This window comes from Ramlibacter sp. GS1-15, assembly GCF_057785015.1.
This window is the reverse complement of sequence record NZ_JBYNTU010000001.1, coordinates 2,293,048-2,312,377: the sequence shown is the minus strand read 5'-3', so window position 1 is coordinate 2,312,377 and position 19,330 is coordinate 2,293,048. Positions and strand designations below refer to the sequence as shown.

At 70.5% G+C, this 19,330-nt stretch carries 17 protein-coding genes; 9 read left to right on the top strand and 8 right to left on the bottom strand.

The annotated features are described in order from the left end of the window. Positions 1-21 precede the first annotated feature (21 nt). The 3 genes from AC3EF3_RS11615 to AC3EF3_RS11605 all read left to right on the top strand — a co-directional run bounded on the left by AC3EF3_RS11615 (position 22) and on the right by AC3EF3_RS11605 (position 2,367). The gene (locus AC3EF3_RS11615) at positions 22-531 is read left to right on the top strand and encodes a CBS domain-containing protein (protein ID WP_488532310.1); all 510 of its coding nucleotides are present in this window, start codon (positions 22-24) and stop codon (positions 529-531) included. Between the two features lie 148 nt (positions 532-679). Beyond that, complete coding sequence (locus tag AC3EF3_RS11610; protein ID WP_488532309.1) at positions 680-1,531, top strand: L,D-transpeptidase; 852 nt, start codon at positions 680-682, stop codon at positions 1,529-1,531. Beyond that, positions 1,531-2,367, top strand: coding sequence for a universal stress protein (locus AC3EF3_RS11605; RefSeq protein WP_488532308.1), 837 nt, complete (start codon positions 1,531-1,533; stop codon positions 2,365-2,367). The genes AC3EF3_RS11610 and AC3EF3_RS11605 overlap by 1 nt, the downstream gene beginning before the upstream one ends. Positions 2,368-2,380: 13 nt before the next feature. Here the strand turns inward: AC3EF3_RS11605 and AC3EF3_RS11600 are convergent, their stop codons facing one another. After that, the gene (locus AC3EF3_RS11600) at positions 2,381-2,776 is read right to left on the bottom strand and encodes a hypothetical protein (RefSeq protein WP_488532307.1); all 396 of its coding nucleotides are present in this window, start codon (positions 2,774-2,776) and stop codon (positions 2,381-2,383) included. 105 nt (positions 2,777-2,881) lie between these two features. On the opposite strand from AC3EF3_RS11600, the gene mgtA reads away from it, so the two are divergent. From mgtA to AC3EF3_RS11585, 3 genes are read left to right on the top strand one after another with little or no spacing between them, the layout of a single operon-like run. Next, positions 2,882-5,482, top strand: a complete 2,601-nt coding sequence (gene mgtA / locus AC3EF3_RS11595; protein WP_488532306.1) for a magnesium-translocating P-type ATPase — start codon at positions 2,882-2,884, stop codon at positions 5,480-5,482. A gap of 21 nt (positions 5,483-5,503) precedes the next feature. Continuing rightward, complete coding sequence (locus AC3EF3_RS11590; protein WP_488532305.1) at positions 5,504-6,031, top strand: flavodoxin family protein; 528 nt, start codon at positions 5,504-5,506, stop codon at positions 6,029-6,031. A gap of 16 nt (positions 6,032-6,047) precedes the next feature. Next, on the top strand, positions 6,048-6,296 hold the full coding sequence (locus AC3EF3_RS11585) for a YgaP family membrane protein (RefSeq protein WP_488532304.1): 249 nt from the start codon (positions 6,048-6,050) through the stop codon (positions 6,294-6,296). 48 nt (positions 6,297-6,344) lie between these two features. Here AC3EF3_RS11585 and AC3EF3_RS11580 read toward each other — a convergent pair whose 3' ends face one another. Genes AC3EF3_RS11580 through AC3EF3_RS11565 form a run of 4 tightly spaced genes read right to left on the bottom strand, consistent with a single transcriptional unit; the run spans position 6,345 to position 11,083 of the window. Continuing rightward, positions 6,345-7,544 (bottom strand): efflux RND transporter periplasmic adaptor subunit, encoded by a 1,200-nt coding sequence (locus AC3EF3_RS11580; RefSeq protein ID WP_488532303.1) that lies wholly within the window; start codon positions 7,542-7,544, stop codon positions 6,345-6,347. An 8-nt stretch (positions 7,545-7,552) separates the two neighbouring features. Further along, complete coding sequence (locus AC3EF3_RS11575) at positions 7,553-9,916, bottom strand: FtsX-like permease family protein (protein WP_488532302.1); 2,364 nt, start codon at positions 9,914-9,916, stop codon at positions 7,553-7,555. Then, the gene (locus AC3EF3_RS11570) at positions 9,916-10,644 is read right to left on the bottom strand and encodes an ABC transporter ATP-binding protein (RefSeq protein WP_488532301.1); all 729 of its coding nucleotides are present in this window, start codon (positions 10,642-10,644) and stop codon (positions 9,916-9,918) included. Before AC3EF3_RS11570 ends, AC3EF3_RS11575 begins: the two co-directional genes overlap by 1 nt. Before the next feature lie 10 nt (positions 10,645-10,654). Then, positions 10,655-11,083 carry an Hsp20/alpha crystallin family protein gene (locus tag AC3EF3_RS11565; protein WP_488532300.1) on the bottom strand — a complete coding sequence of 143 codons (429 nt, stop codon included), beginning with the start codon at positions 11,081-11,083 and terminating at the stop codon, positions 10,655-10,657. A 130-nt stretch (positions 11,084-11,213) separates the two neighbouring features. Here AC3EF3_RS11565 and AC3EF3_RS11560 point away from each other — a divergent pair, with 130 nt between their 5' ends. Both AC3EF3_RS11560 and AC3EF3_RS11555 read left to right on the top strand, forming a co-directional pair. Further along, positions 11,214-12,959 (top strand): PHA/PHB synthase family protein, encoded by a 1,746-nt coding sequence (locus tag AC3EF3_RS11560; protein WP_488532299.1) that lies wholly within the window; start codon positions 11,214-11,216, stop codon positions 12,957-12,959. Continuing rightward, positions 12,956-14,350 carry a trypsin-like peptidase domain-containing protein gene (locus AC3EF3_RS11555; RefSeq protein WP_488532298.1) on the top strand — a complete coding sequence of 465 codons (1,395 nt, stop codon included), beginning with the start codon at positions 12,956-12,958 and terminating at the stop codon, positions 14,348-14,350. Before AC3EF3_RS11560 ends, AC3EF3_RS11555 begins: the two co-directional genes overlap by 4 nt. Before the next feature lie 11 nt (positions 14,351-14,361). Here AC3EF3_RS11555 and AC3EF3_RS11550 read toward each other — a convergent pair whose 3' ends face one another. The 3 genes from AC3EF3_RS11550 to AC3EF3_RS11540 are packed head-to-tail and all read right to left on the bottom strand — an operon-like array spanning position 14,362 to position 18,907. After that, positions 14,362-14,571 carry a YgaP family membrane protein gene (locus AC3EF3_RS11550; RefSeq protein ID WP_488532297.1) on the bottom strand — a complete coding sequence of 70 codons (210 nt, stop codon included), beginning with the start codon at positions 14,569-14,571 and terminating at the stop codon, positions 14,362-14,364. Next, the gene (locus AC3EF3_RS11545) at positions 14,568-17,810 is read right to left on the bottom strand and encodes an efflux RND transporter permease subunit (RefSeq protein WP_488532296.1); all 3,243 of its coding nucleotides are present in this window, start codon (positions 17,808-17,810) and stop codon (positions 14,568-14,570) included. Before AC3EF3_RS11545 ends, AC3EF3_RS11550 begins: the two co-directional genes overlap by 4 nt. A gap of 11 nt (positions 17,811-17,821) precedes the next feature. After that, the gene (locus AC3EF3_RS11540) at positions 17,822-18,907 is read right to left on the bottom strand and encodes an efflux RND transporter periplasmic adaptor subunit (RefSeq protein WP_488532295.1); all 1,086 of its coding nucleotides are present in this window, start codon (positions 18,905-18,907) and stop codon (positions 17,822-17,824) included. A gap of 52 nt (positions 18,908-18,959) precedes the next feature. Here AC3EF3_RS11540 and AC3EF3_RS11535 point away from each other — a divergent pair, with 52 nt between their 5' ends. Continuing rightward, positions 18,960-19,310, top strand: a complete 351-nt coding sequence (locus tag AC3EF3_RS11535) for an ArsR/SmtB family transcription factor (RefSeq protein ID WP_488532294.1) — start codon at positions 18,960-18,962, stop codon at positions 19,308-19,310. Positions 19,311-19,330 lie beyond the last annotated feature (20 nt).

Here is a 19,330-nt window from a genome sequence, read left to right as displayed (position 1 = left end):
CTCGGCCTCGCAGGAGAAATCATGGATATCGGCTCCTTGTGCAAGTACCCTGTCATCGCCATCGCCGCGGATGCGCCCGTTGCCGAGGCCGCGGCGTTGATGTGCGAACACCACGTCGGCGCGCTGGCCGTCGTGACGAATGACGATCCGCCCAATGTCCTGGGCCTGGTCACCGATCGCGACCTTGCCCTGGAGATCGTCGGCCGCGCGCGGACGGCATCGGACGTGCGCGTCGGCGACCTGGCCAAGTCGCCGCTGCGGGCGGTCGGCAAGGATGCCAGCGTGCACGAGGCGATCTCGTCCATGCAGGTGGCCGGAGTGCGGCGGCTGCTGGTCGTGGACGCCGCGGGCAGCGTCGTGGGATTGGTGTCGTTCGATGACCTGGTGGGCGCGATCGCCGAAGAGCTCGCCGGGCTCGCGCGTGCGCTGCGTGCCGGCATCGCACGCGAGGCCGATGAACGCGCGGTGCTGAGCGTGCCGCAGGCCCGCCGGATCATGTATCCGGCCTTCGGGATGGTGGCGTCGCAATGAGTATGGGCATCATCGTTCTCGTGGCGATCGCGGCGCTCGCGATCTTGCTGCTCTGCGTCGTCCTGTACTGGTACCTGATGCCGTACTGAAGCCGCGCCTTGACAAGGATCAAGCCCGAGGGAATGACCGCTGCCCAGAATCGGTCTGCATGAGGTTGTCCATCGCCCGCGGGGTCATTCGCCTTGTGTTGCCGCTGTGCGCGCTCGCGCTGCTGGCCCCGCGTGTAACCGGGGCAGGCGTCGCGGTCGACGCCCTGGGTCAGGTGTACGCAGCCACCGTGGATCGCCGCCTCGAAGTGCCTGCGGCCGAGGTCAGCAGCTACGCGAAGCTGACCGAGGCGGCATTCGAGCGGGCGGGGATCGCTCTGGCCGGACCCCAGTACGTCGTGACAGTGGATCGCAGCCCGTGGGTGCAGGCACTATTCGTCTTCTGGCGTTCCGCCGAGGGCGATTGGCGGCTGGTGGGCGCGTCTCCCGTCTCGACGGGCCGGCCGGGTTCGTTCGACCATTTCGAAACGCCGCTGGGCGTCTTCGATCACACGCCGGCGAACATGGACTTTCGCTCGGAAGGCACTCTCAACGAGAATGGAATCCGCGGCTACGGCCGCAAGGGCATGCGCGTGTTCGACCTCGGATGGCAGCGCGTGCCCAAGGGCTGGGGCGACGGCGATGTCATCGAAATGCGGCTGCAGATGCACGCGACCGATCCGGACGCGCTCGAGCAGCGGCTCGGCACGGCGCAATCGAAGGGCTGCATCCGCATCCCGGCCACCGTCAACCGCCTGGTCGATCACTACGGCCTCATCGACGCCGCCTACGACCTCGCGGCCGAAACCGGGCAGCACCTGTGGGTGCTCGCGGCGGACCGCGAACCCGTCGATCAACCCGGCCGCTATGTCGTGGTGGTCGACAGCGACCGCACGGACCGACCGGACTGGGCGCCCGCGCCCTACCTGCCGCACCGCGCGCCCTCCATGCCTCCAACCGGGAGAAGACCATGATGAGCTCTTATCGACAACTGCTGGTTCACATCGACGACACGCCGCGTGCAGCGACGAGGCTGTCGCTGGCCCGACACCTGGCCGCGGCGCATGGCGCCTGTGCAGCGGCGCTGTATGCGGTGCGGCCGGCCTATGAAATGGCGCTGGCGGCTCCCGACGTCCCGGCGATCCTGATCGAACAGCTATCGGCCCTGGACGAGGAGCGGCTGGCCTCGGCGAGGCGCCTCTTCGATGCCGTGCTGGCCGAGCCCGGCCCGCAAGTGACGTGGGGCCGCGTCAAGGACGTGGACATCATCGGCGCGTTCACGCAGCAATCGCTCTATGCGGACCTGCTGGTCCTGGGCCAGCACGATGGTTCCGATGATCCGAAAGCGCTGGGGTCGCCGCCCGATTTCCTGTCCTCGGTCGTCACCGGCAGCGGCAAGCCGGCGCTGGTGGTTCCGTTCGCCGGAGAGCCTGGCAACCTCTCGAAAGTCGCGATCGCCTGGAAGCCCACGCGGGAAGCCGCTCGGGCCGTCAGCGGGGCGATGCCGCTGCTGCAGCGGGCGGACAGCGTCGTGGTGCTGGCGTGGGGCGAAGAAGATCAGTCCGCTGACGCGAGCCTGGACCTGAAGCACTACCTGCGCACGCACGGAGTCGAGGCGGACGTCCAGCATCAGGGACCCGATGAGACCGCGCACGTGGGCGAGCTGCTGCTGTCGCGCGCGTGCGACCTCTCGGTGGACCTGCTGGTCATGGGTTGCTACGGCCACAGCCGCGGGCGGGAGTGGCTGCTGGGCGGCGTCACGCGGACCGTGCTGGAATCGATGACCGTCCCGGTGCTGATGGCGCACTGATCGGTCTGCGATCTCAGTGGCCGAGCGACGCGACGGCCTGCATCACCTTGCCGCTGTCGACCATCTGCGTGCAGCACGCGGCCAACTGGGCCTGCATCTCGAGCGCCACCGAACCGATTTCCTCCCAGCAGCGCGCAGCCGCATTGACGTCTTCGCCCAACAGCTGCGCGTGCGCCAGCAGGAGGTTGGCCGGCTCGATCGGCGCCTTCATCCGGCGCGAGACCGCCGCGTGCCGCTTCAGCGATTCCTGCGCGGTGCGCTCCTGGAGTTTTCGTATCGCCTCGAAGCCGCGGAACATGATGTCGGTGGCCTGCGCGCCGACTTCCATTTCCGGGTGCTCGGCGAGGGCGAACGGGATGCGCTCGTCACCCGGGTGCCCGTGGCGGGTTGCGCGGATTCGTGTGTTCATGGTGAAGCTCCTTTTTCGAGGTGGCCAAAACAGTCTCGCCAATGTGTGCCGCGCGACCTTGACTTCGGTCAACCGGATCGTTCGCGCGCGCCCTAACGTCGGCGGATGGATCGAGCACGCATCGAGCCCGTGGACGCGGCATGGCCGGCCGCCGACTGGTGGCACCTGGACCCGCGCGAGCTTCTGCGCCTGCTCGCCAGCTCGAAGGCGGGGCTGGGCGCGGACGAGGCGGCGCGGCGGCTGAAGCAATGGGGGCCGAACCGCTTCGCGCCTGCGCGCCGCCGTCGGGTGATGCGCGAACTCGGGCGGCGCCTGCGCAACCCGCTCCTGCTGGTGCTGTTGGCAGCCGGGCTCGTGTCCATGTCCACCGGCGAAGGCGCGAGCGCCTGGATCATCGGCGTCGTCGTGCTGCTGAGCCTCGCGCTGGATCACTTCCAGCAAAAACGCGCGGAGGATGCCGCCGCGCGCCTGGGTGAGCAGGTCGCGCTCACCGCGCGCGTGTTGCGCGGCGGGGTGGAGCAGCGCGTGCCCGTTTCCAGCCTGGTCCCGGGTGACATCGTGCGCGTGGCCGCCGGCTCGCAGGTGCCCGGCGACGGCCTGCTGCTCGAATCCCAGGACCTCTTCGTGCAGCAATCCGCGCTCACGGGCGAGTCCTTCCCGGTCGAGAAGAAGGCGGGCGGGGCTGTGCCGCAGGTCGCGCTCGAGTCGTCGCCGGTCGTGCTCCTGATGGGCAGCAGCGTGCTGTCGGGCACGGGGACGTTCGTGGTCTGCCGCACGGGTGAGCTGACGCGCATGGGCGAAGTGGCCACGCTGGTCGAAGCCGATCGCGAAGACCTCGCCTTCGAGAACGACCTGCGCGCCTTCGGCCTGATGATCATGCGCATCACGGTGCTGCTGGTGCTCTTCGTGGTGCTGGTCGGCGGGCTCGCGCATCGGCCGTGGCTGGAGTCGTTCCTGTTCGCGCTGGCACTGGCCGTCGGCCTCACGCCCGAGCTGCTGCCCATGGTGGTCACCGTGAGCCTCTCGCGCGGGGCGCTGCGGCTGGCGCGCGAACAGGTGATCGTCAAGCGGCTGTCGGCCATCCACAACCTCGGCTCGATGGACGTGCTGTGCACCGACAAGACCGGCACGCTGACCGAAGCGCGCATCGGCCTCGTGCGGTGCGTGGACATCGCGGGCGCCGACAGCGCCGCGGTGCTCGAGAACGCGTTCCTCAACAGCCATTTCGAGTCGGGCATCCGCACGCCGCTGGAGGACGCAATCCTGGAACATCCCGGTGGGGATGCGAGCGGGTGGACGAAGATCGACGAAGTGCCGTTCGACTTCGAGCGACGCCGGCTGTCCGTGCTGCTGGAGAAGAACGGGCAGCGGCGCCTCAGCGTCAAGGGCGCTCCCGCCGACGTGCTGCTGCACTGCGACCGCTTCGAATCCGGCGGGCGCGAATGCATCTGGACCGACGCGGCGCGCGGCCAGGCGCAAGCCACCCTGGCCAAGCTGGAGGCGGCCGGTTTCCGGGTGCTCGGTGTCGCCTACAAGGCCGTCGCACCCACGCTGTCCGACGCGAGCATCCAGGACGAAGAGCAACTGGTGTTCGCCGGGTTCGCGGTGTTCCTCGATCCGCCGCGCCAGGATGCGGCGCAGGCACTGGCCAGCCTGCGCGCACACGGCGTTCGCGTGAACATCGTCACCGGCGACAGCGAACTCGTCACGTGCCACTTGTGCGAATCCCTCGGCATGCAGGTCAAGGGGGTGCTGCTCGGGCACGAGATCGCGACGCTGGACGACCGGGCGCTGGCGCGGCGCGTGCGCGGCGCGAACCTGTTCTGCCGCGTCGATCCCATCCAGAAGAACCGCGTCATCCGGGCATTGCGCAGCAACGGCCACGTCGTGGGCTATCTCGGCGACGGCATCAACGACGCACCCGCGCTTCACAGCGCGGATGTCGGCATCTCGGTGGACACCGCGGCCGACACGGCGCGCGCATCCGCCGATCTCATCCTGCTGCGTCATGGACTGGACGTCCTGAACGCTGCGGTCACCGAGGGCCGGCGCACCTTCGCCAACACGCGCAAGTACATCCTGCTGGGCACGAGCTCCAATTTCGGCAACATGGCCAGCATGGCCGCCGCGGCGGTGTTCCTCACGTTCCTGCCGATGCTGCCCGTGCAGATCCTGCTGAACAACCTGCTGTACGACTTCGCGTCCGCGGCCCTGCCGATGGATCGGGTCGATCCGCAGGACACTGCCGGTCCGCAGCGCTGGGACCTTCAGCTGGTGCGCCGCTTCATGTTCATCATCGGCCCGGTGAGCTCGCTCTTCGACGTGCTCACGTTCGGCCTCCTGCTGCTCACGCTGCACGCGAGCGTGCAGCAGTTCCGCTCGGGCTGGTTCATCGAGTCGCTCGCGACGCAGGTGCTGGCGGTGTTCGTCATCCGCACGCGCGGCCACGCGCTGCAGGGCCGGCCGCACCGGGTGCTGGTGGCCGCGGCCGCCGCCGTCCTTGCGCTGGCACTGGGGTTGCCCTTCACGCCCCTGGGTGCGGTCTTCGGGCTGGTGCCCTTGCCGCCGCTCTTCTATGCCGTGCTCGCCGCGATGACGGCAACCTACCTGGTCCTGCTCGAGGTCGTGAAGCTGCGGTTCTACGCCGCGGTTGACCGGCATCAAAAGCGCAGGCGTGCGCGCCGCCTATCGTGGACCCATTCATGAGACTTGCCGAGGAGGTTTCCCATGGCCGGCACCCTGATCGTCTTCTACTCCTACACCGGCAACTCGCGCCGCCTGGCGCAGTTGCTCGCCGCACAGCGCGACTGGCCCGTCGGCGAGGTGGTCGAGAAACATCCCCGTTCGAGCGGGACATGGGGATTCCTGCGGTGCGCGGCGGATTCCCTGTTCCACCGGCGCCCAGCGGTGTCGTACCAGGGACCGGAGATCGCGGACTTCGGCACCGTCGTGCTCGTCGCGCCGATCTGGCTGGGGCAGCTCGCCGGCCCGATGCGCAGCTTCGTCGCCGCCAACCGGGCATGGATCAAGCGCGCGGCCGTGCTCACGACGATGGGCGGCCGCGGTGCTTCGAATGCCGTGGCCGAAATCGCGCAAGTCCTGGGCAAGGACCCGGTGCTCGCCGAGGTCGTGACGGCCCGTGAGGTCGGCGACGGCAGTTGCGCGGCCGCGGTCGAGGCGTTCGGCAGGGCCCTGCAAGTGCCCGCGGACGCGCCGCCGGTGCGTCCGGTGACGTGGTCGCCCGAGGCGGTCTGACCCGAAGGAGACTCGCATGAAACTCAAGGTCAACGTCGGCAACCTCGACCTCATCATCAGGATCGGGGTGGGCCTGGCGCTCGTCACGTTGATGGCGCTGGGTGAGATCGGCGCCTGGGGCGTGATCGGCCTGGTGCTCATCGTGACCGGCGTGGCACGCTGGTGCCCGATCTACGGACTGCTTGGCATCAGCACCGGCCGGAAGCCGGATCACGCGCGACCGGCCGCCAAGGCCGGTGTCGCGGGCTCACGGTCGACGCGCTGAGGCGCGATCCGGCAGAGGGACACGGGACCGCCGTCCGCGGTCCGTGCGTCAGGGCCGGCGCACCTTCACGCGCTTGGCGTCCTGCAGGGCGGGCGGCGGATAGACGACCACTTGGTCGCCCGGGGCGAGCCCGCTGCGCACCCAGCCCGCCGTGCCGTTGCGGGCATGGAGCTCGACGGGCCGCAGCCGGGCGTGCGCGCCCTCGATGCGATAGACCGCCGTGCCGCCGTCGGCGTACGGAAAGAGCGCGCCCACCGGGACGAGCACGGCGCCGTCGGCGGCTGCGACGATCACCCGCGCCGTGACCCGGAAGCCATCGCCCATGCTGCGCCATGCGGGCGGCGGCTGCGGCACGTCCATCACCACGTTCACGCGCTGCTCCTCGATGCCCAAGGCCGACACCTTCGTGAATGCGGCCGGCTCGACGAGGCGCACGGTCGCTGCGACGGGCGGGCCACCCCACCGCTCGAGCGACACCGGCGTGCCCGGGCGGGCCTGCACGGCATCGGTGGTGAGCAGCTGCGCGATCACTTCCATGCGCGCCGGGTCGCCGACATCCAGCAGGGCCGTGCCGGCGGCCACCGTGCCTTCGCTCGGCTGCGGCACCCGCAGGACCAGCCCCGCCACGGGCGAGCGCACGACGAGCGGCTGGCCCGTCGCGACCGCATTCACGGGCTGCAGGATCGCCGCGGCCTGGGCGCGTTCGTGCGCCGCGACGTCGCGCTGGGCGAGGACGGCGTCGTATTCCCGCCGGGCGCCGTCCAGCGCGAGCCGCGCACTGTCCAGGCGCGCCGGCGACATGTAGCCCTCGCGGGCCAGCTTCTCGGTGCGCTGCAGTTCCAGCCGCGCTTCTTCCTGCGCGATGCGCGCGCGCTCGACGCGGGCCGAAGCGAGCGCGACGCCCGCATCGGCCGCGCGCAGGCGCGCCTGCGCCTCGCGCGAGGCGCGCTCGTCGACCATGCCGGGAACCACCGGCGTGAGCACGGCCACGGCATCGCCCGATGAAACGGCATCGCCTTCGCGCAGTGCGATGCGGGCGATGCGCGCGGTCACGGGCGCCGAGATGGTGTAGCGCTCCTTCAGGCGCGTGCGGCCGTCCTCCTCGATCGCCTGCTCGAAACGGCCGCGCTCGACCAGCGCGGTCTCGACTTCGACGGGGCGCGGCGCGAACGCGGCGGCGAGCGCGCCCGCAAGAGCGGCGGCGGCAACGGCGGCCAGCGCGTTGCGGCGGGTGAGCCAGGTGGGCATGTGCATCTTCATTCCCTTGTCTTGAGTGCGGCCACCATGTCCAGCCGGTCGATGCGGCGGCGCACGACGAGCGCGCTCGCCGCGCCCGCGCCGAGTACCGCGATCGCGCCCCACGCGTAGGTGCGGGCCCGGATGTCCACGGGGAACATGAACTGGTCGGATCGCACGGCCTGGACGAGCAGATGCGCCAGGCCCCATCCCATCGCCATGCCGACGGGCAGCGCGATCGCGATCACGATCGCCAGCTCGCCCAGCAGCAGCAGCGAAACCTCCGCCCGCGTGAAGCCCAGCACGCGCAGGCTGGCGAGCTCCCAGGTGCGCTCGGCCAGCGCGATCCGCGCGTTGTTGTAGACCACGCCCACCGCGATGACGGCGGCGAACGCCGTCAGGATGGAGCTCATGATCAGCACGTTGCGCGCGCTGATCTCGCGCATGTTGCGCACCATCGTCGCCTTGCTGAACGCCCCCGCGACCTTGGGCAGGGCCTGGGTCGACTCGAGCACCGGCGCCAGCGAGCCGGCGGCGATGCGCAGGCCGAAGAAGTTGACCGCGTCGCCTTCGCCGAGCAGCCGGTTCAGCGGCTCGCGCTCCATGAACGCGAACAGCCCCATCATGTTCGACACCGTGCGCTCGACCACGACGTCGCGCACCTCGCGCCGACCCTCGCGTACTTCCACGGTGACGGTGTCCCCGGGCCGAAGGTGCAGCTTCTCGGCCAGGCGGTCCGTCATCAGGAGCCCGCCCTGGCCGGGCAGCGCCCGGCGTCCGTCGGCGTCGATGACCCGCTGCAGCTGCGCGCCCGGCACATAGCCGTCGATCATGCCGTTCTCGCTGGCCGAGCCGTGGATGAATCGCACGGCGACCCGGCGGCCCGGCTCGACCTGCAGCACGCCGGGCACGCGGGCGAGCTCGCGCGCCGCGCCGGCCTGCACGGTGTCCATGGTCCAGACGATCACGTCGCTGCGCATCGAGAGATTGAACTGGGTGTCGACGATCACCTCGATCGCGTCGCGGAAGAAGTTGCCGAGGATCACGATCGCGACCGCGGCCGCGATCCCGCCCGTCGTCACCGCCGCGCGCAGGGGACGCCGCTCGATGTTGCGCAGGATCATGCGCAGGGCAGGACCGGGCCGCAGGTGCGGAATGCGCTCCAGCAGTGCGCGGCGAAACCGCCCCGGTGCGGGCGGCCGCATCGCCTCGGCCGGCGAGAGCCTCACGGTGGCGGCGATGGCGGTGAGCGTGCCCAGCATGGCCGTCGCGGCGACGATGAGCAGGCCGATCGCCGCCAGCGCGGGCGGGATGCGGTGCTCGAAGCTCGGGAAGCGGAAGAAGTCCGCGTACAGCCCGGTGATCAGCGAACCCAGCCCGTCCCCCAGGGCCAGGCCAAGCAGGTAGCCGCCCGCGACCATCGGCGTGACGAGCTTCAGGTAGTGCAGGGCGATGGCGCCGTTGCCATAGCCCAGCGCCTTCAGGGCCGCCACCTGCTCGCGCTGGGTGGCCACCAGCCGCGCGGTGACGACGTGCAGCAGGAATCCCGCGACCGCGACGAAGATCCCGGGCAGCACCGTGCCGAGCACGCGCTGCTCCTTGATCTCGTTGTTCAGCATGGCGTGCGACTGCTGCTCGTCGCGGCCATGCGCAGGCATGCCCCCCAGCGCCGACAGCCGCCGCGTGACGGCGTCGATCACGGCGGGCTCGGACGCGTGCGGCGCGAGCTTGATCGACACGCGGTTGAACGCGCCCGTCATGTCCATCGCGGCGGCGAGTTCGTCCTGGTCCACCCAGAACACGCCGAAGGCGCGCAGGTCGGGCATGCCCATGATGCCGCCGAAGATGTATTCGGGCGACAGCGCCGTGCCGGTGATGCGCAGCGTGCGGCGCTTGCCGTTCACGAGCGCCGACACCGTGCTGCCGGGCTCGAGGCGGTGCGCCTGCGCGAAGCTTTCGGTCACGACCGCCTGCAGTTCGGCGCCGTGCGAACCCGCTTCGGGCCACTGACCGGAGCGCAGCACGACGAGGTTCAGGCGCTGCGGCCGGCGCGGGTCGCGCCCGATCAGGTTCCCCATCGCGGGTTCCGTGCTGCCGGGCACCGAAATGCGCGCCGGTGCCTCCACGGTGGACTGCACGTCCAGCACGCCGGGAATCTCGGCCAGGCGCTGCGCGACGGCATCGGGCGCGCGCTTGACGCTTGCGAACACGTCGGCGAAATGCCCCGCCGCGTAGAAGCCGTCGCGAGCGCCCGCCAGCGACTCCACCGCCGACAGGCTCGCGACGAAGCCACCGATGCCGCTGGCGACGACCAGTGCGATGGTGAGCGCCTGGCTCCACAGGAGGCGCAGGTCGCGCAGGACCTTGCGATCGAGGGCTTTCATCACCACGACAGCTCCGCGGGCGTGAGGCGGCGCGCCGGTTTCTCCACGCTGGCGATGCGGCCGTCGGCCAGCCGCACGATGCGATCGGCCATGCCGGCGATCGCCGCGTTGTGCGTGATGATCAGGGCGGTGGTGCCCAGTTCACGGTTGATCTGGGCGATGACGTCCAGCACCAGCTTGCCGGTCGCGTAGTCCAGCGCCCCGGTGGGCTCGTCGCACAGCAGCAGTTGCGGCCGCTTGGCGATGGCGCGGGCGATGGCCACGCGCTGCTGCTCGCCGCCGGACAGCTGCGAAGGGAAGTGGTCGCGGCGCGGTGTGAGCGCGACCAGCGCGATCGCCTCGTCGACCGGCATCGGGTGCAGTGCGATGTCGGTCACCAGCGCGACGTTCTCGGCCACCGTGAGGCTGGGAATCAGGTTGTAGAACTGGAAGACGAAGCCGACGTGCTCGCGCCGGTAACGCGTCAGCTCGTCGTCGGTCGCGCTCGCGAGCGCATGGTCCTGGAACGAGATCTCGCCCGCCGTCGGGCGATCCAGCCCGCCGAGGATGTTCAGCAGCGTCGACTTGCCGCTGCCGGAAGCTCCGAGCAGCACCATGAATTCCCCGCTGAAGACGTCGAGGTCCACGGCCTGCAGCGCCTGCACGGCGGTTTCGCCGCTGCTGTAGGTTTTCGTGAGGCCGCGCGCCCGCAGCACCGGCTCGCCCAGCCTCCCCGGTGCCGCGTCCACGGCTGCCGTCCTACTGGATGGCGATCTTCTTGCTGCCCGCCGATCCGCGCTTGGGCAGCTGAAGGCTCAGGACGCCGTCGGCGTACTTCGCCTCGACCTTGGCCTCGTCGATGTCGTCGGCCACGCTGAAGGTGCGCGAGATCGTGCCGTAGTAGCGCTCGCTGCGCAGCACCTTCTCGCCGTTGGTCTTCTCTTCCTTCTCGCTCCGGGTCTGCGCATCGATCTGCACGACGTTGCCGTCGACGCGCACGCTGATGTCTTCCTTCTTCACGCCGGGAATGTCCGCCTTCACGGTGTAGGCGCCTTCGCTTTCGGTCACGTCGATACGCATCTTCAGCGGCTGGATGTCCGTGTCGAACGGCGTGGGCGCGAAGAAGCGTCGCATCGCCGCATCGAAGTTGTCGGAGAACAGAGGATCGAAAACGCGCAGGTTGCTCATGGCAGTTTCCTCTCGAAACGAAGTGGTAGGAGTGCGCCTCGCGACGCCGAACCCAATGTAGTCAGCGTCCGTTGGGGCGTGCTTGATCTCGCGCAACTCGCGTGGATCGGGCCGGGCTCAGCATTGCTTCATGTCAGTCTCCCCGTCAGGGCATGGGCCCGCGCCTCTGGACGTGCCGCTCAAGCTGGCCATTGCGCGACTGTTCAACGGCATCTCCCCGGCATCGCTCGCGCAGGCCGGCAGCGACTGGTTCGTCCACCTGCTGACCTCGCCTTCGAAGCGGATGGAGCTGGCCGGCAGCGCGGCACGCGAGGCGGCCCAATGGTGGCGCTTCGTCCTGCAGTCGATGCAGGGCCGGCGGTGCAAGGAGTGCGTGACACCGCGCGAGCAGGACAAGCGCTTCACCCGCGAGGAATGGGATGCGCTGCCATGGAGTGCGCTGGCGCAGGCCTTCCTGCTCCAGGAGCGATGGTGGGACGAGGCGACGGCCGGCGTGCGCGGTGTCTCGGCGCACCATGAAGACGTCGTGTCGTTCGTCGCACGCCAGTGGCTGGACATGTGCTCGCCGTCGAACTTCATCGCGACCAATCCGCAAGTGCTGGCAGAAACGTGGAGGACGGGCGGGCAGAACCTCGCGTCCGGCTTCGCGAACTGGACCCACGACGCCATGGCCGTGGCCACCGGCGGCAGCCCCCGCGGGGTGGAGGATTTCAAGGTTGGAGAGGCCGTCGCAGCCACTCCCGGCAAGGTGGTGATGCGCAATCACCTCGTCGAACTGCTGCAGTACGAGCCCGCCACCCCGCAGGTGGGCAAGGAGCCGGTCCTCATCATCCCGTCGTGGATCATGAAGTTCTACATCCTCGACCTCACGCCGCAGGATTCGCTGGTGAAGTACCTCGTGCAGCAGGGCCACACGGTGTTCATGGTGTCGTGGCGCAACCCGGACAGTGACGACGCCGGCCTGGGCATGCAGGACTACGTGGAGCAGGGCGTCCTCGAAACGGTCGCGGCCGTTCGCAAGCTGTGCCCGTCCGCGGCGATCCACGCGATGGGGTACTGCCTGGGCGGCACGCTGCTGGCGATCGCCGCAGCCATGCTGGCCGACGAGGGGCGGAATCTCCTGGGGACGATCACCCTGCTGGCCGCGCAGGTCGACTTCGAGGAGCCCGGCGAGCTGGGACTGTTCATGGACGAGAGCCAGATCGCCTTCCTCGAGGACCTCATGGCCGAGCACGGCTACCTGGACGGCGTGCAGATGGCCGGCGCGTTCCAGCTGATCAACTCGAAGGACCTGGTCTGGTCCAAGCTCGTGCACGAGTACCTGATGGGTGCGCGCTCGCCGATGACTGCGCTGCGCGCCTGGAACGCGGACGCCACCCGGTTGCCGGCGCGCATGCACGCCGAGTACCTGCGCCACCTCTACCTGCACAACGACCTCGCGCAAGGGCGCTTCCGGATCGACGGGCGCGCGGTCGATCTCACGCGCATCCAGGCGCCGATGTTCCTCGTGGGGACCGAGCGCGACCATGTCTCCCCCTGGCGGTCCGTCTACAAGATCCACCACCTCGTGCATTCGCCGGTGGACTTCGTGCTCGTCTCCGGCGGACACAACGTCGGCATCGTCAGTCCCCCGGAGGGCCCGTCGCGCAGCGCCGAAGCAAGCTATCGCCGTGCCCACACGGAGCCGCACGAGGCGCCGCGGGACCCGCAGGACTGGCGGCAGCGCAGCTCGGCGCACGCGGGCTCGTGGTGGCCCGCGTGGCACCGCTGGCTGCACGATCACTCGTCCGGCGAGGTGCGCGCCCGCCGCGTGCGGCCGCTGCTTCCGGCATCCGAAGCGACGGCCGCGCCCGGCACCTACGTGTTCCAACGATGATGCGGCACGTCGGTCCCTTTGTCCTCGCCGCGCTGCTTGCGCTTGCCGCCGGCGGCGTGGGCGCGGCGCCGTCCTGCGCAGCCACGGAAGCCGCCGCCTTGCCGCGCGAGGGCTTCGCCCGGGTCGTGCAGCGCAATGGGCCCGCGGTGGTGCAGGTGGTGGTGCTGCGCGCGAGCCGCGATCCGGCCGAGGAGGCGCAGGGCTTCGAGTTCTTCCAGCCGATGCAGGGATTGCCGCTGCCCGGCGGCGAGGCCGTCGAGCGCACGTTCTCCTCGGGCTTCTTCATCCGGCCGGACGGGCAGCTGCTGGCCAGTGCGCATGCGGTGTTCGATGCGCGCGAGATCTGGGTCGTCACCGCCGGCGGCCAGCGGCTGCGTGCCAGCGTGATCGCCATGGACCGCCCGCACGACGTCGCCTTGCTGAAGGTGCCGCTTGCGGGGGCACCCGTCGTGCAGATGTCGACCGGCGAGCCGGCGATCTGTCCGGGGGGATGGGTCGTTGCCATCGGCACGCCGTTCGGGTTCGACCGCACGGTGACCGCCGGCGTGGTGAGCGCGTATCCGCGGTACCTGCACGGCAGCAGCATCGGGCTGATCCAGAGCGACGTGGCCCTCAATCCCGGCAGCTCCGGCGGCCCGCTGTTCGACGCGCAGGGCGACCTGGTCGGCATGAGCACGATGATCTTCTCGGCGACGGGCATCTACGTCGGCATCTCCTTCGCGCTCCCGGTGGACGAGCTGATGCGCATCGCCGCTGCGCTCAGGACGAGCGGGCCGAGGCGCGGCGGCGAGATCGGCACGCATACGCAGCCCCTCACGCCGGACCTCGCGCGTGCGTTCGGGCTGGGCGACGCGGCAGGCGCACTGGTCGTGCGCGTGGACGCGCAAGGCTCGGCCGCCAGGGCCGGATTGCGCGCGGGCGACGTCATCCTCGGCTTCGCGAGCGGCGAGCGTCTGTCGCATGCCGCGGTCGAGGCGCGGCTCGCCGCCACCGCGCCGGGCACCCGGCTGCAGGCCCAGGTCTGGCGCGATGCCGCGATGCGGCGGATCGGGATCGACGTCGTCGCGGCGGATCCCGCGGCCAGCCCGTTGCCGGGGCTGGGCGAGCGACCCAAGGAGACGCGCCTGGGCCTGACCCTCGCCGTCCTGAAGGAGCAAGGCGGAATGCCCGCCGGCCTTTACGTGGAGAGCGCGACGGGCTCGGCGCTCCTGGCGGGGCTGGAGCGCGGCGACCGGATCGTCGGGATCAACGCGTTGCCGGTCGGCACGGTGGACGATTTCGATGCCGCGCTGGCCCGTTCATCCGGCGCGAGCATCGTGGCACTGCTCGTCGCGCGTGGTGGAGCGATGGCCTATGTGCCGGTCGCTCGCGAGGCGCCGGCGCTGCCCTGAGGACGCCCGCTTCAGCAGCCCGGCTTCGCGCCCAGCTTGCGCAGGATCGATTCCAGCAGGCACCAGCGCGTGAGCGAGCTTTGCAGCAGGTTCGCACCGACGAAGGCCGTGAACGCGAGCCACCATGGACTCACGAACAGCGGGCTGCCGGGCACGCCCAGCGCGAGTGAAACGAGGATGAACGTGCCCGCGGCCAGGCGGACGATCTGCCAGGAAGTCATGCCGAAGCTCCTTGTGTAACGGAAAGCGATGCGGCCCGCGCGCGCCGGCGCAGGGCCATGAAATGCAGCAGCGGGATCACGACCAGCGTGAGCACCGTGCTCGCGAGAATCCCGAAGATCAGGGAAATGGCGAGCCCGTTGAAGATCGGGTCGTCCAGGATGAAGAACGCGCCCAGCATCGCCGCGACGCCGGTCAGCAGGATCGGCTGCGCGCGCGCGGCCGCGGAGCGGACGACCGCATCGGCGAGCGGCACGCCCTGCGCGACCTGCAGGTTGATGAAATCGACCAGCAGGATCGAGTTGCGCACGATGATGCCCGCCAGCGCGATCATGCCGATCATGCTGGTCGCCGTGAACTGCGCGCCCAGCAGCGCATGCCCGGGCATCACGCCGATGAGGGTGAGCGGGATCGGCGCCATGATGACGAGCGGCGTGAGGTACGACCCGAACTGCCCGACGACGAGCAGGTAGATCAGCACCAGCCCGACGGCGTACGCGGCGCCCATGTCGCGGAAGGTCTCGTAGGTGACCTGCCATTCGCCATCCCACTTGATCGCGTAGTCGCGGTAGGTGTCCGAGGGCTGGCGGATGAAGTATTCGGCGAGGGTGCCGCCGCCCGGCGTGCGGACCTGCGCGATCGCACCGCGCATGCCGAACATGCCGTACAGGGGGCTGTCCACCGCGCCGGCCATGTCGCCGACGACGTAGTTCACCGGTAGCAGGTCCTTGTGGTAGACCGGCTGCTCCCGCAGGCTGTCGCTCTCGGCGACGAGTTCGCGGATGGGCACGAGCTGCCCGGCGGCGCCGCGCACCGCCAGCTGCAGCAACGCGTCGAGTTCGCCTTGCCGCTCGGCCGGCAACTGCAGCACCGCCGCGGCCGGGTACTTGCTCTGGTCGTGCAGGTACGCGGCGGCCTCGCCGGCCAGCCCCGCCCGCAGCGTCGAGACGATGGCCTGTTGCGGCACGCCCAGGGCCGCGGCCTTGCGGCGGTCCACGAGGAGCAGCTTGCGCGGCGCGGCCGCGATGCTGCTGTCGTCCACGTCCACCACGCCGGCCGTCCCCTCGAACACGGCCCGCACCGCTTTCGCCACCGTGCGGCGGCCTTGCGCGTCGGGGCCGTAGATCTCCGCGACGATGGGCGCGAGCACCGGCGGGCCGGGGGGCACCTCGACCACCTTGACATTCGCGCCGTGGCGCGCCCCCACCGCCTGCAGCAGCGGACGCACCCGCGTGGCGATCGCATGGCTCTGCTCCTTGCGCCGGTGCTTGTCCGCGAGGTTCACCTGGATGTCGCCCACCTCGCCGCCGGCGCGCAGGTAGTACTGGCGCACCAGGCCGTTGAAGTTGATCGGCGACGCGGTGCCGGCATAAGCCTGGTGATCGGTGACCTCGGGCTGTTTCGCGAGCACCGCGCCGAGGTCGCGCAATACGGCCGCGGTCTTCTCGACCGGCGTGCCCGCGGGCATGTCGACCACCACCTGGAATTCCGACTTGTTGTCGAAGGGCAGCATCTTGAGCACGACCAGCCCGAACGCGGGCAGCGCGACCGACAACGCGATGGCCAGCGCCACGCCCAGCCCGACGAGGCGGCGCTTGCGCGCGCCGGTCGCCTCGTCGAGCAGCGGACGGAACACCCGCTCGAACAACGGAGCGAGCTTGCCGGCCAGCCCGCCCGGCCGGGGACGCCCGTCGTGCGCGCCCGGCGCGTGTCCGATCCAGAGCCGCGCGAGCCAGGGCGTGACGACGAACGCGATCGCGAGCGACAGGAGCATGCCCATGCTCGCGTTGATCGGGATCGGGCCCATGTACGGGCCCATCAGCCCGCTGACGAACGCCATCGGCAGCAGCGCGGCGATCACCGTGAAGGTCGCGAGGATCGTCGGGCCGCCCACTTCGTCGGCCGCCTGCGGGATCAGCTCGCGCAGCGGCCGGTCCGGGTGCAGCGCCTGGTGCCGGTGGATGTTCTCGACCACCACGATGGCGTCGTCCACGAGGATGCCGATCGAGAAGATCAGCGCGAACAGCGAAACCCGGTTGAGCGTGAAGCCCCAGGCCCAGGAAGCGAAGAGTGTCGCAGCGAGCGTGAGCACGACCGCCGTGCCGACGATGGCCGCCTCGCGCCGGCCCAGCGTGAGGAACACGAGGGCGACCACCGAGGCCGTGGCGAACAGCAGCTTCTGGATCAGCTTCTGCGCCTTGTCGCCGGCCGTGGCGCCGTAGTTGCGCGTCTCGGCCACGCCCACGCCCTGCGGGATGACCGTGTTGCGCAGCTCGTCGACGCGTCGCGTCACCGCATCGGCCACCGCGATCGCGTTCTCGCCCGGCTTCTTGGTGATCGCGATCGTGACCGCCGGCGATTCGGCCGCGTTCTCGCCCGCGGTCCCGTACCAGACGTAGCGTTGCGCGGGCAGGGCGGCGTCGCGAACGCTCGCCACCTCCTGCAGGAACACCGGCCGGCCCTGCCGCACGCCGATGATGAGGTCCGCGACGTCGCGCGCATCGTGCAGGAAAGGACCGGCTTCGAGCGCGACCGAGCGGTTGCCGCCCAGCAGGTCGCCCAGCGGCACACCGGAATTCGCGGACTGCAAGGCCTGGCGCAGGTCCGCGACCGTGACGCCGGCGGCGGCCATGCGCGCGGGGTCGAGCTCGACCAGGATGCCGCGGCCGGGGCCGCCGATCGTGGTGACCTCGCGCGTGCCGGCCACGCGCTTCAGGTCCGCCTCGAGGCTGTGCGCGACGCGTTCCAGATCGAAACCGGCCAGCCGGTCGTCCCTGGCGTAAAGCGTCAGTGCGACGATGGGCACGTCGTCGATGCCCTTGGGCTTGACGACGGGCTCGAGTACGCCGAGGCCCCGGGGCAGCCAGTCGGCATTGGAGCTGATCGTGTCGTGCAGGCGCACCAGCGCCTCGGTGCGCGGCACGCCGACCTTGAATTGCACCGTGACCACCGCGACGCCCGGACGCGAAACCGACATGACGTGCTCGGTGCCGGCGATCTGCGCCAGCACCTGCTCGGCGGGCGTCGCGACCATCTGCTCGACGTCTGCCACCGACGCGCCCGGGAAGGGGATGATCACGTCGGCCATCGTCACGTTGATCTGCGGCTCCTCCTCGCGCGGGGTGACCAGCACCGCGAACGCGCCGAGCAGCAGGGCCAGGAGCGCGAGCAGCGGCGTGATGTGCGCTTCCTGGAAGAACGCCGCGAGGCGTCCGGTCGGACCGAGGGGGTGGTGCGGCATCGCTCGTTCCCTCAACGCACGGTGGCGGCGCCCTGCGGATCGAGGGCCACGCGCTCGCCCGCGGCCACGCCCGACAGCACCTCCACCCGGTCGCCCTCGGCCCGGCCCAGCCGTACCTGGCGCAAGACAGGCCGGCCCTGCTCGCCGATGACGTAGACCGCGGTCAGTTCCGCGCGCCGCACCACCGACCGCGCCGGCACGAACAGGCGCCCACCCTCGGCGGCACCGCCGGCGGGCAGCCACACGCGCGCGAACATGCCCGGCGTAACGCCGGTGGTGCCGGTCGGCAGGTCGAGCCGCAGCTCCTGCGTGTGCGTGGCGGCGTCGACCGCCGGCAGCAGTTGCACGTGTGCAGGCACGAAGCGTGGCGTGCGGGCGCCGGGCACTTCGGCTGCGGGGACCGCGTCCTTCGTCAGGAGCGCCGCGACCGTCTGCGGCACGGCCGCGCTCACGCGCAGCGCGGACGGGTCGTAGACCGTCACGAGCGGCCGGCCCGGCATCGCCATGTCGCCGAGCACGACGGGAACCTCCGACACGACGCCCGCGTACGGCGCGCGGATGACGTAGAAGTCCGTCTGCGTGCGCGCTGCGCCGGCGTTGGCCAGCTGGGCCGCCGCCTCGGCCTGCGCCGACTTGTACTGCGCTTCCGCACGGTCGAACGCAGCTTGGCTGATGAACTTGCTCTCCACCAGCTGCCGCTGGCGCTCGTACTCGCGCCGGGCGGCGTCCAGGGCCGCGCCGGCCGCGCGTCCCTGCGCGGCGCCGGCGGCGGCGGTCTGCTCGGCCGCTCGCGCGTCGAGGCGCAGCAGCAACTGCCCGGCCTTGACCGTATCGCCGGCCTTGACATCCAGTGCCACCACCGTCCCGGACACCTGGGCCGCGATCGTCGTCTGGCGCACCGCCTGCACCGCGCCGTCATAGACGACGAGGCCGGGCAGGGTGGACGAGGCGACGGCAGTGCTCGCCAGAAGCGGCGGCGCGGGCGCCGGCGGGCCGCCCGCCCCGTCGGGACGGGACATCGCCCACAGGAGCGCGGCTGCGAGCACGGCGGCCGCGGCGCCTGCCGCGCGCAACACCAGGGAAAGCTGTCGGTTCATGGATCTATTATTTGCGCAATTAAGCAAATAAGCAAGTGGTAGAATTTCAAGCATGCAAGGCCTTTCGTCCGAAGCCCTCGAACAGGTGGCCGCCTATTTCCAGGCGCTGGCCGAGCCGACGCGCCTGCGCATCCTCAACGAGCTGCGCGAGGGCGAGCGGAACGTGGGCGAACTGGCCGAGGCGGCGGGCTCGTCGATGGCGAACGTTTCGCGCCACCTGGCCTTCCTCACCCAGCGCGGGATGGTCGCGCGGGAGACGCGCGGCACCGCCGCGTACTACCGCATCGCCGACGCTTCCGTCTACCGGCTGTGCGACATCGTGTGCGGCAGCATCGCCCGCAAGCACGAGCGTGCGGCCCAGGAGGCGCGCGCGTTCTCCCGCGCCAGTCCCCGCTCCCGTTGATTCACGTCAACGCGGGGGGC

What these genes read in the sequence shown, in the direction of transcription:
- AC3EF3_RS11615 (WP_488532310.1), top strand. Translation starts at nt 22, where the DNA reads ATGGATATCGGCTCCTTGTGCAAGTACCCTGTCATCGCCATCGCCGCG.
- AC3EF3_RS11610 (WP_488532309.1), top strand. Translation starts at nt 680, where the DNA reads ATGAGGTTGTCCATCGCCCGCGGGGTCATTCGCCTTGTGTTGCCGCTG.
- AC3EF3_RS11605 (WP_488532308.1), top strand. Translation starts at nt 1,531, where the DNA reads ATGAGCTCTTATCGACAACTGCTGGTTCACATCGACGACACGCCGCGT.
- AC3EF3_RS11600 (WP_488532307.1), bottom strand. Translation starts at nt 2,776, where the DNA reads ATGAACACACGAATCCGCGCAACCCGCCACGGGCACCCGGGTGACGAG.
- mgtA (WP_488532306.1), top strand. Translation starts at nt 2,882, where the DNA reads ATGGATCGAGCACGCATCGAGCCCGTGGACGCGGCATGGCCGGCCGCC.
- AC3EF3_RS11590 (WP_488532305.1), top strand. Translation starts at nt 5,504, where the DNA reads ATGGCCGGCACCCTGATCGTCTTCTACTCCTACACCGGCAACTCGCGC.
- AC3EF3_RS11585 (WP_488532304.1), top strand. Translation starts at nt 6,048, where the DNA reads ATGAAACTCAAGGTCAACGTCGGCAACCTCGACCTCATCATCAGGATC.
- AC3EF3_RS11580 (WP_488532303.1), bottom strand. Translation starts at nt 7,544, where the DNA reads ATGCCCACCTGGCTCACCCGCCGCAACGCGCTGGCCGCCGTTGCCGCC.
- AC3EF3_RS11575 (WP_488532302.1), bottom strand. Translation starts at nt 9,916, where the DNA reads ATGAAAGCCCTCGATCGCAAGGTCCTGCGCGACCTGCGCCTCCTGTGG.
- AC3EF3_RS11565 (WP_488532300.1), bottom strand. Translation starts at nt 11,083, where the DNA reads ATGAGCAACCTGCGCGTTTTCGATCCTCTGTTCTCCGACAACTTCGAT.
- AC3EF3_RS11560 (WP_488532299.1), top strand. Translation starts at nt 11,214, where the DNA reads ATGTCAGTCTCCCCGTCAGGGCATGGGCCCGCGCCTCTGGACGTGCCG.
- AC3EF3_RS11555 (WP_488532298.1), top strand. Translation starts at nt 12,956, where the DNA reads ATGATGCGGCACGTCGGTCCCTTTGTCCTCGCCGCGCTGCTTGCGCTT.
- AC3EF3_RS11550 (WP_488532297.1), bottom strand. Translation starts at nt 14,571, where the DNA reads ATGACTTCCTGGCAGATCGTCCGCCTGGCCGCGGGCACGTTCATCCTC.
- AC3EF3_RS11545 (WP_488532296.1), bottom strand. Translation starts at nt 17,810, where the DNA reads ATGCCGCACCACCCCCTCGGTCCGACCGGACGCCTCGCGGCGTTCTTC.
- AC3EF3_RS11540 (WP_488532295.1), bottom strand. Translation starts at nt 18,907, where the DNA reads ATGAACCGACAGCTTTCCCTGGTGTTGCGCGCGGCAGGCGCCGCGGCC.
- AC3EF3_RS11535 (WP_488532294.1), top strand. Translation starts at nt 18,960, where the DNA reads ATGCAAGGCCTTTCGTCCGAAGCCCTCGAACAGGTGGCCGCCTATTTC.